The organism is Citrobacter sp. Cu233, from assembly GCF_030332225.1.
Lineage (GTDB): Bacteria > Pseudomonadota > Gammaproteobacteria > Enterobacterales > Enterobacteriaceae > Citrobacter.
On sequence record NZ_JAOWIF010000031.1, the window covers coordinates 576,307 to 588,032 of the forward strand.

At 51.3% G+C, this 11,726-nt stretch carries 14 protein-coding genes; 13 read left to right on the forward strand and 1 reads right to left on the reverse strand.

Translation table 11 applies throughout. The features are described from left to right. Positions 1-8: 8 nt before the first annotated feature. Positions 9-593 (reverse strand): Maf family protein, encoded by a 585-nt coding sequence (locus tag OGX95_RS09165; protein ID WP_286629216.1) that lies wholly within the window; start codon positions 591-593, stop codon positions 9-11. A 197-nt stretch (positions 594-790) separates the two neighbouring features. On the opposite strand from OGX95_RS09165, the gene yceD reads away from it, so the two are divergent. From yceD to OGX95_RS09230, 13 genes are all read left to right on the forward strand, one after another. Then, positions 791-1,312, forward strand: a complete 522-nt coding sequence (gene yceD, locus OGX95_RS09170) for a 23S rRNA accumulation protein YceD (RefSeq protein ID WP_003036239.1) — start codon at positions 791-793, stop codon at positions 1,310-1,312. A 16-nt stretch (positions 1,313-1,328) separates the two neighbouring features. After that, positions 1,329-1,502 carry a 50S ribosomal protein L32 gene (gene rpmF / locus OGX95_RS09175; protein ID WP_003036242.1) on the forward strand — a complete coding sequence of 58 codons (174 nt, stop codon included), beginning with the start codon at positions 1,329-1,331 and terminating at the stop codon, positions 1,500-1,502. Positions 1,503-1,624: 122 nt separating this feature from the next. After that, a complete protein-coding gene (gene plsX / locus OGX95_RS09180; RefSeq protein ID WP_271441739.1) occupies positions 1,625-2,704 on the forward strand; it encodes a phosphate acyltransferase PlsX in 1,080 nt (359 codons plus the stop codon). A gap of 78 nt (positions 2,705-2,782) precedes the next feature. Then, complete coding sequence (gene fabH / locus OGX95_RS09185; RefSeq protein ID WP_286629217.1) at positions 2,783-3,736, forward strand: beta-ketoacyl-ACP synthase III; 954 nt, start codon at positions 2,783-2,785, stop codon at positions 3,734-3,736. Between the two features lie 15 nt (positions 3,737-3,751). Beyond that, the gene (gene fabD, locus OGX95_RS09190) at positions 3,752-4,681 is read left to right on the forward strand and encodes an ACP S-malonyltransferase (RefSeq protein WP_286629218.1); all 930 of its coding nucleotides are present in this window, start codon (positions 3,752-3,754) and stop codon (positions 4,679-4,681) included. Positions 4,682-4,693: 12 nt separating this feature from the next. After that, positions 4,694-5,428 carry a 3-oxoacyl-ACP reductase FabG gene (fabG, locus tag OGX95_RS09195; protein ID WP_286629219.1) on the forward strand — a complete coding sequence of 245 codons (735 nt, stop codon included), beginning with the start codon at positions 4,694-4,696 and terminating at the stop codon, positions 5,426-5,428. Positions 5,429-5,582: 154 nt separating this feature from the next. Then, positions 5,583-5,819 (forward strand): acyl carrier protein, encoded by a 237-nt coding sequence (acpP, locus tag OGX95_RS09200; protein WP_000103754.1) that lies wholly within the window; start codon positions 5,583-5,585, stop codon positions 5,817-5,819. Positions 5,820-5,905: 86 nt separating this feature from the next. After that, positions 5,906-7,147 (forward strand): beta-ketoacyl-ACP synthase II, encoded by a 1,242-nt coding sequence (gene fabF / locus OGX95_RS09205; protein ID WP_005129014.1) that lies wholly within the window; start codon positions 5,906-5,908, stop codon positions 7,145-7,147. A 130-nt stretch (positions 7,148-7,277) separates the two neighbouring features. Further along, the gene (pabC, locus tag OGX95_RS09210; protein WP_286629220.1) at positions 7,278-8,087 is read left to right on the forward strand and encodes an aminodeoxychorismate lyase; all 810 of its coding nucleotides are present in this window, start codon (positions 7,278-7,280) and stop codon (positions 8,085-8,087) included. Between the two features lie 2 nt (positions 8,088-8,089). After that, positions 8,090-9,112: a cell division protein YceG gene (gene yceG / locus OGX95_RS09215; protein WP_286629221.1), complete on the forward strand. Its 1,023-nt coding sequence runs from the start codon at positions 8,090-8,092 to the stop codon at positions 9,110-9,112. Then, positions 9,102-9,743 (forward strand): dTMP kinase, encoded by a 642-nt coding sequence (gene tmk, locus OGX95_RS09220; protein WP_271441744.1) that lies wholly within the window; start codon positions 9,102-9,104, stop codon positions 9,741-9,743. The genes yceG and tmk overlap by 11 nt, the downstream gene beginning before the upstream one ends. Beyond that, on the forward strand, positions 9,740-10,744 hold the full coding sequence (gene holB, locus OGX95_RS09225; protein ID WP_286629222.1) for a DNA polymerase III subunit delta': 1,005 nt from the start codon (positions 9,740-9,742) through the stop codon (positions 10,742-10,744). The genes tmk and holB overlap by 4 nt, the downstream gene beginning before the upstream one ends. A gap of 10 nt (positions 10,745-10,754) precedes the next feature. Beyond that, positions 10,755-11,552, forward strand: coding sequence for a metal-dependent hydrolase (locus tag OGX95_RS09230; RefSeq protein ID WP_286629223.1), 798 nt, complete (start codon positions 10,755-10,757; stop codon positions 11,550-11,552). The last annotated feature ends 174 nt before the right edge of the window (positions 11,553-11,726 follow it).

Here is an 11,726-nt window from a genome sequence, read left to right on the forward strand (position 1 = left end):
CAGATTAACTAGGCTTTTAACGGATTCATGTCTTCCCGGCGCAGCATCTGACACAACGCGATCAACGGCAAGCCAATCAGTGTGTTAGGATCGCGGCCTTCCAGACGCTCAAAGAGCGCTATCCCTAATCCTTCACTTTTAAAACTACCTGCGCAATGTAACGGGCGTTCTTTACGCACGTAATCTTCAATTTCCATGTCACTTAAATGGCGAAAATGGACATCGAACGGTTCAACTTCGGTTTGTAGATGACCGTTAGCTGAATTATAAAGCGCCAGTCCGGTGTAAAAAGTGACAATATTTCCACTGGCTTTGGTTAATTGTTGTCTGGCGTTTTCTTCCGTTAACGGCTTGCCGGTTATTTCACCATCAAGAACACAAATTTGATCAGACCCAATTATCAAATGTGATGGAAACCGATGCGCAAGGGATTGCGCTTTTTCTTGTGCCAGGCGTAACACTAAATGCCGAGGTGTTTCGCCGGGTAAGGGGGTTTCATCAACCTCCGGGGCTGCGCATTCAAACGGGATGGCCAATTTTTCGAGCAAAGCGCGACGCCAGGGAGAGGTGGACGCAAGAATAAGTTGAGGCATATTTTTTCCCCCGCATATAGCGTAATGATGAGAGCCATTTTAAACTATGGACTTCGTCCTTCAAGCTGGCTGCGATGGCTTGTCGTGATCGATTTTAAGTCGATGACCCGCAATGTGTGCGAATTATTGGCAAAAGGCAACCACAGGCTGCCTTTTTCTTTGACTATATGACGTTACAAAGTTAATATGCGCGCCCTATGCAAAAGGTAAAATTACCCCTGACTCTTGATCCGGTTCGTACGGCTCAAAAACGCCTCGATTATGAAGGTATCTATACTTCTGATCTGGTTGAGCGCGTCGCCGATTCTGTAGTCAGTGTGGACAGTGATGTGGAATGCTCCATGTCGTTCGCTATCGATAACCAGCGCCTTGCCGTTATAACCGGTGATGCGAAGGTTTCGGTTACGCTCGAGTGTCAGCGTTGCGGGAAACCGTTCCCACTTCATGTTCACACAACATATTGTTTTAGTCCTGTCCGTTCTGACGAGCAGGCTGAAGCACTCCCGGAAGCGTATGAGCCGATTGAGGTTAACGAATTCGGTGAAATCGATCTGCTTGCAATGGTTGAAGATGAGATTATCCTCTCCTTGCCGGTAGTTCCGGTGCATGATTCTGAACACTGTGAAGTGTCCGAGGCGGACATGGTCTTTGGCGAATTGCCTGATGAAGCGCAAAAACCAAACCCATTTGCCGTATTAGCCAGCTTAAAGCGTAAGTAATTGAGGAGTAAGGTCCATGGCCGTACAACAGAATAAACCAACCCGTTCCAAACGTGGCATGCGTCGTTCTCATGACGCTCTGACCGCAGTCACCAGCCTGTCTGTAGACAAAACTTCTGGTGAACAACACCTGCGTCACCACATCACTGCCGACGGTTTCTACCGTGGCCGTAAGGTAATCGCTAAGTAATCACGCATGACTCAATGAATTTCCCACTTCGGTGAGAAAGACAGAGAGCACAAGCGTGATGAAGCTTAGTGAGGCTTTCCCTGGGTAACTGGGGAAATACCTAACCGGGCAGCGACGATACCTTGACACGTCTAACCCTGGCGTTAGATGTCATGGGGGGAGATTTTGGCCCTACCGTGACAGTGCCTGCAGCATTGCAGGCACTGAATTCTAATTCGCAACTCACTCTTCTTTTAGTCGGGGATCCCGATACAATCACGCCATTACTTGCCAAAGCTGACTTCGAACAACGTTCACGTCTGCAGATTATCCCTGCTCAGTCAGTTATTGCCAGTGATGCCCGGCCCTCGCAAGCCATCCGCGCCAGTCGTGGAAGCTCAATGCGTGTCGCCCTGGAGCTCGTGAAAGAAGGTCGAGCACAAGCCTGTGTCAGCGCTGGTAATACGGGCGCATTAATGGGACTTGCGAAACTCTTGCTCAAACCCCTTGAGGGTATTGAGCGTCCTGCGCTGGTTACGGTTTTACCACATCAGCAAAAGGGCAAAACGGTGGTGCTGGATTTAGGTGCCAACGTGGATTGCGATAGTACGATGTTGGTGCAATTTGCCGTCATGGGTTCCGTGTTGGCAGAAGAGGTGGTTGGGATTGCCAATCCTCGCGTTGCGTTACTCAATATCGGTGAAGAAGAAACTAAGGGTCTCGACAGTATTCGGGATGCTTCTGCTGTGCTAAAAACAATCCCTTCTATCAATTATATCGGCTATCTTGAAGCCAATGAGTTGCTGACTGGCAAAACAGATGTGTTGGTCTGTGACGGCTTTACAGGTAATGTCACATTAAAGACGATGGAAGGTGTTGTCAGAATGTTCCTTTCACTGCTGAAATCTCAGGGTGAGGGCAAAAAACGGTCGTGGTGGCTGCTGTTATTAAAACGTTGGTTACAAAAAAGCCTGACAAGGCGATTTAGTCACCTCAACCCCGACCAGTATAATGGCGCCTGTCTGTTAGGATTGCGCGGCACGGTGATTAAGAGTCATGGTGCTGCCAATCAGCGAGCATTTGAAGTCGCGATTGAACAGGCAGTGCAGGCGGTGCAGCGACAAGTTCCTCAGCGAATTGCCGCTCGCCTGGAATCTGTATACCCAGCTGGATTCGAACTGCTGGACGGTGGCGAAAGTATCAACTCACGAGTGCACAGGTAACAGTGCCGGCTGAGGGTGCTGTCAACGTACCAGTGATTTGCTCGTGGCGGTATATAACCAAAAAGTGACTGAGCGTACATGTATACGAAGATTATTGGTACTGGCAGCTATCTGCCTGAACAAGTGCGTACTAACGCCGATTTGGAAAAAATGGTCGAGACGTCTGATGAGTGGATCGTCAGTCGTACAGGTATCCGCGAACGCCATATTGCTGGGCCAAATGAAACAGTTGCGACGATGGGCTTTGCTGCCGCTAACCGTGCACTTGAAATGGCCGGCATCGACAAAGAGCAAATTGGTCTGATTGTGGTTGCTACCACGTCATCAACCCACGCATTTCCAAGCGCGGCGTGCCAGATCCAAAGTATGCTGGGGATTAAAGGCTGCCCAGCGTTTGATGTTGCAGCAGCCTGTGCTGGTTTTACCTATGCACTTAGCGTTGCCGATCAGTATGTAAAATCTGGCGCGGTCAAACATGCGCTGGTTGTCGGATCAGATGTGCTGGCGCGCACCTGTGATCCAACCGATCGCGGGACGATTATTATTTTTGGTGATGGCGCGGGTGCGGTTGTACTGAGCGCATCAGAAGAGCCGGGTATTATCTCCACCCATCTGCACGCTGACGGTAGCTATGGCGAACTGCTGACGCTGCCAAATGCCGATCGCGTGAATCCGGAAAACCCGATTCACCTGACGATGGCGGGTAACGAAGTATTTAAAGTTGCGGTTACCGAACTTGCTCATATCGTTGATGAAACGCTGGAAGCAAATGATCTCGACCGTTCTGCGCTGGACTGGCTGGTGCCACATCAGGCAAACCTTCGCATTATCAGCGCAACAGCGAAAAAGCTGGGCATGTCGATGGATAATGTCGTCGTCACGCTGGACAGACACGGCAATACGTCAGCGGCTTCCGTACCGTCCGCGTTGGACGAAGCCGTCCGCGACGGGCGAATTAAAGCAGGCCAGTTGGTATTGCTTGAAGCCTTCGGAGGTGGATTCACCTGGGGCTCCGCGCTGGTTCGTTTCTAGTATAAGGATTTTAATATGACGCAATTTGCATTTGTGTTCCCGGGTCAGGGTTCTCAAACCGTTGGAATGTTGTCTGATATGGCAGCAAGCTACCCAATTGTTGAAGAAACTTTTGCTGAAGCTTCAGCAGCGCTGGGCTATGATCTTTGGGCTCTGACTCAACAAGGTCCGGCAGAAGAACTGAATAAAACCTGGCAGACGCAGCCAGCACTGTTGACGGCATCTGTCGCGCTGTATCGCGTATGGCAGCAGCAGGGGGGTAAAACGCCAGCGCTGATGGCAGGTCACAGTCTGGGTGAATATTCTGCGCTGGTGTGTGCAGGTGTTATCAATTTTGCTGATGCCGTGCGCCTGGTTGAACTGCGTGGAAAATTTATGCAGGAAGCCGTTCCTGAAGGCACAGGTGGCATGTCTGCTATCATTGGTCTGGATGATGCCGCTATCGCGAAAGCGTGTGAAGAGTCTGCTGAAGGTCAGGTGGTTTCACCGGTAAACTTTAACTCACCAGGTCAGGTGGTTATCGCCGGACACAAAGAAGCTGTAGAGCGTGCAGGCGCGGCCTGTAAAGCTGCTGGCGCTAAGCGTGCGTTACCGCTGCCGGTTAGTGTTCCATCTCACTGTGCGCTAATGAAGCCTGCAGCCGAGAAACTGGCTATTGAACTGCAGAAAATTACCTTTAACACGCCGACTGTTTCCGTTGTGAACAACGTTGACGTGAAGTGCGAAACCACCGCCGATGCTATCCGCGATGCGCTGGTTCGTCAGCTTTACAGCCCGGTTCAGTGGACTAAAACCGTTGAATTTATGGCATCTCAGGGCGTAGAGCACCTGTATGAAGTCGGTCCGGGTAAAGTCCTCACCGGTTTAACGAAACGTATTGTTGACACCCTGACTGCTTCGGCACTGAATGAGCCGGCGGCGTTGTCTGCGGCGCTAGAGCAATAAAAGAGGAAAACCATGAGTTTTGAAGGAAAAATCGCGCTGGTTACCGGTGCAAGCCGTGGCATTGGCCGCGCAATTGCAGAGACACTCGTTGCCCGTGGCGCGATCGTTATCGGCACTGCAACAAGCGAAAGCGGCGCGCAGGCCATCAGCGATTACTTAGGTGAAAAGGGTAAAGGTCTGATGTTGAATGTGACCGATCCTGCATCTATCGAATCTGTTCTGGAAAATATTCGTGCAGAATTTGGTGAAGTCGATATCCTGGTCAATAATGCCGGGATTACTCGTGATAACCTGTTAATGCGCATGAAAGATGACGAGTGGAACGATATCATCGAAACCAACCTGTCATCTGTTTTCCGTCTGTCAAAAGCGGTAATGCGAGCTATGATGAAAAAGCGTCATGGTCGTATTATCACTATCGGTTCTGTGGTTGGTACCATGGGAAATGCGGGTCAGGCTAACTACGCTGCGGCGAAAGCGGGTCTGATTGGCTTCAGTAAATCACTGGCGCGCGAAGTCGCGTCCCGTGGTATTACTGTAAACGTTGTTGCTCCGGGCTTTATTGAAACGGACATGACGCGTGCGCTGTCTGATGATCAGCGTGCGGGTATTCTGGCGCAGGTTCCTGCGGGTCGCCTTGGTGGCGCTCAGGAAATCGCCAGCGCGGTTGCATTTTTAGCTTCCGACGAAGCAAGTTACATCACTGGTGAGACTTTGCACGTCAACGGCGGGATGTACATGGTTTAACCACGATGAAAAAGATTTGCGTTATTGTAGGGATTAGCCTCAAAATAACGTAAAATCGTGGTAAGACCTGCCGGGATTTAGTTGCAAATTTTTCAACATTTTATACACTACGAAAACCATCGCGAAAGCGAGTTTTGATAGGAAATTTAAGAGTATGAGCACTATCGAAGAACGCGTTAAGAAAATTATCGGCGAACAGCTTGGCGTTAAGCAGGAAGAAGTTACCAACAATGCTTCCTTCGTTGAAGACCTGGGCGCGGATTCTCTTGACACCGTTGAGCTGGTAATGGCTCTGGAAGAAGAGTTTGATACTGAGATTCCGGACGAAGAAGCTGAGAAAATCACTACCGTTCAGGCTGCCATTGATTACATCAACGGCCACCAGGCGTAAGTGAACATCTCCAGGCGGTCACTCGACCGCCTGAGTTTTATCTTTTTTTCCCACTTGAATTATTTTTCCCTCCCTGGAGGACAACCGTGTCTAAGCGTCGTGTAGTTGTGACCGGACTGGGCATGTTGTCTCCTGTCGGCAATACCGTAGAGTCTACCTGGAAAGCTCTCCTTGCCGGTCAGAGTGGCATCAGCCTGATCGACCATTTCGATACTAGCGCCTATGCAACGAAATTTGCTGGCTTAGTAAAGGATTTTAACTGTGATGACATTATCTCGCGCAAAGAACAGCGCAAGATGGATGCCTTCATTCAATATGGAATTGTCGCTGGCGTTCAGGCCATGCAGGATTCTGGCCTCGAAATTACGGAAGAGAACGCTCACCGTGTTGGCGCCGCTATCGGCTCCGGTATTGGCGGTCTCGGTCTTATCGAAGAAAACCATACCTCTCTGGTAAATGGTGGACCGCGTAAGATCAGCCCGTTCTTCGTTCCGTCGACGATTGTTAACATGGTGGCGGGTCATCTGACCATCATGTACGGCCTGCAAGGGCCAAGCATCTCCATCGCCACGGCCTGTACTTCAGGCGTGCACAACATCGGTCATGCCGCGCGTATCATTGCATACGGCGATGCGGACGCGATGGTTGCGGGGGGAGCAGAAAAAGCCAGTACACCGCTGGGTGTGGGTGGCTTTGGCGCAGCACGTGCGCTGTCTACGCGTAACGATAACCCGCAAGCGGCAAGCCGTCCGTGGGACAAAGAGCGTGACGGTTTTGTGTTGGGCGACGGCGCAGGTATGGTGGTACTGGAAGAGTACGAGCATGCGAAAGCGCGTGGCGCAAAAATCTATGCTGAAGTGGTTGGCTTTGGTATGAGCAGCGATGCTTACCATATGACATCACCTCCGGAAAACGGTGCAGGTGCTGCGCTGGCGATGGTCAATGCACTGCGTGATGCGGCGATTGAACCAGGTCGTATTGGCTATGTCAATGCGCATGGTACGTCCACACCAGCAGGTGATAAAGCAGAAACCCAGGCCGTGAAATCGGTGTTTGGTGATGCTGCACGTAGCGTGATGGTCAGTTCAACCAAATCCATGACCGGGCACCTGTTGGGTGCTGCGGGCGCGGTAGAGTCTATTTTCTCTATTCTGGCGCTGCGCGATCAGGCCGTTCCGCCAACCATCAACCTGGATAACCCGGATGAAGGTTGTGACCTGGACTTCGTTCCGCACGAGGCGCGTCAGGTTAGCGGTATGGAATACGCATTGTGCAACTCCTTCGGCTTCGGTGGTACCAACGGTTCTGTGATCTTCAAAAAGATCTAAGTACCAGCAGGTGACTTACCAGGCTCTAAGAGAAAAGGTCCGCTTGTCGGGCCTTTTTTTATTCAGTTTTCAATCCTTGTCCTGGGTGACTCATCCTGCCAAACTAGCGGACCACGAATAAGGAGCCACTATGTTCTTAATTAATGGCCGTGAGCAGGATGTGCTGGCTGCAAGCGATCGGGCGACACAGTTTGGTGATGGCTGCTTTACCACTGCGCGTATTACCGACGGCAAAATTTGCTTTTTTGCCGCGCATCTCCAGCGTTTGCAGGACGCATGCCAAACATTGTTTATCCCCTTCGATAAGTGGCCAGAACTGCAAGCTGAAATGGAAAAACTGGCAGCAATGCATGCAGGTGGCGTACTGAAAGTGATTATCAGCCGTGGCAGCGGCGGTCGTGGTTACAGTGGGGCTAGTTGTCATGAGCCGACTCGTATTCTCTCTGTATCAGCTTACCCTGCACATTATGATAGCTGGCGAAAGCAAGGCATCGTGCTGGCGTTAAGTCCTGTTCGTCTGGGGCGCAACCCGATGCTTGCCGGGCTTAAGCATCTGAATCGGCTGGAGCAGGTGCTGATCCGCTCTCATCTTGAACAGACGGACGCCGATGAAGCGCTGGTTCTTGACAGCGAGGGATGGGTTACGGAATGCTGTGCGGCTAATTTGTTCTGGCGAAAAGACGACGTGGTTTATACGCCCCGGCTGGATCAGGCAGGTGTGAATGGCATTATGCGACAATTCTGTATACGTATGCTGGCACAATCGCCTTTCAGGGTTGTCGAAGTGTATGCCGGGTTGGCGGAGGTTATGCAGGCCGAAGAAATCGTCGTCTGCAATGCATTAATGCCTGTTATCCCCGTGCGTACCTGTGATGACAGGCCGTTGTCTTCACGTTTGTTATTCAATTTTTTAGCCCCACTTTGTGAGCATCCAAATTAGTCATGAAAAAATTGTTACTCGTTGTCCTGTTATTGCTGGTTGTGCTGGGCATTGCCGCGGGAGTGGGAATGTGGAAAGTTCGCCATCTGGCGGACAGTAAGTTATTGATCAAAGAAGAGACGATTTTTACGCTGAAAGCGGGGACGGGCCGTCTGGCACTGGGGGAACAACTGTATACGGACAAGGTTATCAATCGTCCGCGGGTATTCCAGTGGTTGTTACGTGTTGAACCCGATCTTTCGCATTTTAAAGCCGGAACCTATCGTTTAACACCTGATATGACCGTACGCGAGATGCTGCAATTGCTGGAAAGCGGCAAAGAAGCGCAGTTTCCGTTACGTCTGGTTGAGGGGATGCGCCTGAGCGATTACCTGAAACAATTGCGCGATGCACCGTATATGAAGCATACGCTGAGCGATGATAGCTACGAAACCGTCGCCAGAGCACTGAAGCTGGAAAACCCGGAGTGGGTGGAAGGCTGGTTCTGGCCAGATACCTGGATGTATACCGCGAATACTACCGATGTGGCGTTGCTGAAGCGTGCGAATCAAAAGATGGTTAAAGCCGTGGATACGGTCTGGGAAGGGCGCGCTGACGGACTGCCGTATAAAGACAAAAATCAACTGGTGACGATGGCCTCTATTATTGAGAAAGAGACCGCCGTTGCCAGCGAGCGTGACCAGGTGGCCTCGGTCTTTATTAACCGCTTACGTATCGGTATGCGCTTACAGACCGATCCGACCGTGATTTACGGTATGGGGGCACGGTATAATGGCAAATTATCGCGTGCAGATCTGGAAATGCCGACCGCCTATAACACTTATACCATCACCGGTTTGCCGCCGGGTCCGATTGCCATGCCTGGTGAGGCTTCGCTGCAGGCGGCCGCGCATCCGGCAAAGACTCCGTATCTCTATTTCGTGGCTGACGGTAAAGGCGGTCACACGTTTAACACTAATCTTGTCAGCCACAACCGCTCCGTGCAGGATTATCTGAAAGTGCTTAAGGAAAAAAATGGGCAGTAATTACATCGTCATCGAGGGTCTGGAAGGCGCCGGAAAAACCACTGCACGTGACGTAGTGGTTGAGACACTTGAGCAGCTCGGGATTCGCGACATGGTATTTACCCGTGAACCCGGTGGGACCCAGCTTGCAGAGAAATTAAGAAGTTTGGTGCTGGACATCAAATCGGTCGGCGATGAAGTGATTACCGATAAAGCCGAAGTCCTGATGTTTTATGCCGCGCGCGTACAGCTGGTTGAAACCGTGATTAAGCCGGCGCTGGCAAAAGGCCGCTGGGTTATTGGCGATCGTCACGATCTGTCGACTCAGGCCTATCAGGGTGGTGGCCGTGGGATCGATCAAAACATGCTGGCAACACTGCGGGATGCCGTGCTCGGCGATTTTCGCCCTGACCTGACCCTGTATCTGGATGTGACACCCGAGGTAGGGTTAAAACGTGCTCGGGCACGTGGCGAACTGGATCGTATTGAACAGGAGTCTTTTGATTTCTTCAATCGCACCCGTGCACGCTACCTTGAACTGGCTGCCAAAGACGCCAGTATTCGTACGATTGATGCAACACAGCCGCTTGATGTCGTGATGGAGGATATCCGCAATACCATCACCGAGTGGGTGAAGGAGCAGGGCGCATGAAATGGTATCCATGGTTACGACCGGATTTTGAGAAACTGGTAGCCAGCTACCAGGCGGGTCGTGGTCACCATGCGCTACTGATTCAGGCGTTACCCGGAATGGGTGACGACGCGCTGATTTACGCTCTTAGCCGCTATTTAATGTGCCAGCAGCCGGAAGGACACAAAAGCTGTGGGCATTGCCGTGGCTGTCAGTTGATGCAGGCAGGTACACACCCGGACTATTATTCGCTGTTGCCAGAAAAAGGAAAAAGTACGCTGGGTGTTGATGCGGTACGTGAAGTCAGCGAGAAGCTCTACGAGCACTCACGTCTGGGAGGGGCAAAGGTGGTATGGATCCCCGATGCGGCTCAGTTGACCGATGCAGCAGCCAATGCCTTGCTGAAAACTCTGGAAGAGCCTCCGGCACAGACCTGGTTTTTCCTCGCCAGCACAGAGCCGGCAAGATTATTGGCGACGCTACGCAGCCGCTGTCGGTTACATCATCTTGCTCCTCCGGCAGAATCGTATGCCATTTCCTGGCTTGCCCGCGAAGTGACGGCATCTCAGGAGGCGCTACTGAGCGCATTACGGCTGAGTGCCGGATCGCCCGGTGCGGCATTAACGTTGCTACAAACCGAAAGCTGGGCGCACCGGACTGACTTCTGTGCCGCACTGGCGAACACATTACAATCCGGCGACTGGTATATCCTGTTGGCGGCACTTAATCATGAGCACGCTGCGACCCGTTTACACTGGCTGGCAACGCTGTTTACAGATGCTCTCAAACGCCCGTATGGCGTTACTCATTTAACCAATCCTGATGCTCTGGCGTTGATATCGTCAATCGCTGCGCAGTTATCCGTTGCGCAGATACAGGCGATACTCGGTGATGTTTGTCACTGTCGTCAGCAATTGCTTAACGTGACCGGCGTAAACCGTGAACTGGTATTAACCGATCTTATTCTCCGTACTGAGCATTACCTGCAACCAGGCACCATACTGCCTGTTCCCCATCTTTGAGAGAGACATTATGTTTTTAGTCGACTCACACTGCCATCTTGATGGTCTGGATTATCAATCTTTGCATAAGGACGTGGATGACGTGCTGGCGAAAGCGGCCGCGCGTGATGTGAAGTTCTGTCTTGCTGTTGCCACCACGCTACCAGGATACCGCAGTATGCGTAAACTGGTTGGCGAGCGTGACAATGTGGTTTTCTCATGTGGCGTTCATCCACTAAACCAGGATGAAACCTATGACGTCGAGGACCTGCGTCGCTTTGCCGCTGAAGAGGGCGTAGTTGCGCTGGGTGAAACGGGGTTGGACTATTTTTACACTCCGGAAACTAAAGTTCGCCAACAGGAATCATTCATCCACCATATCCAGATTGGCCGTGAGTTACACAAGCCAGTTATCGTTCATACCCGCGATGCGCGTGCCGATACGCTGTCGATTCTGCGCGAAGAAAACGTGACGGATTGTGGCGGCGTACTACACTGTTTTACAGAGGACAGGGAAACTGCGGGTAAATTGCTGGATCTCGGATTTTATATTTCGTTTTCTGGCATCGTCACGTTCCGTAATGCTGAGCAGCTCCGCGATGCCGCGCGTTATGTTCCTCTGGATCGTTTGTTGGTTGAGACTGATTCCCCATACCTTGCGCCTGTACCGCATCGCGGAAAAGAGAATCAGCCAGCCATGGTTCGGGATGTCGCAGAGTACATGGCCGTATTGAAAGGTGTTGCCGTTGAAGAACTGGCGCAAATCACCACAGATAACTTTGCCCGCCTGTTTCACATCGACGCTTCTCGCCTGCAATCAGCCCGCTAACTGAGTTTTTTTAAAGCTCGTAATTAATAAATAAAGCGAGTAAAGTTCACCGCCACAAAATGGGCGGTGAATAACCAGTTGGAAACATTCAGATACTCATTTTATCGGAATGTGCGGGTTTTTCGGCTATCCACAGCTGAATTGTGATAGCCGTCAAACAAAAATGAACTGAAT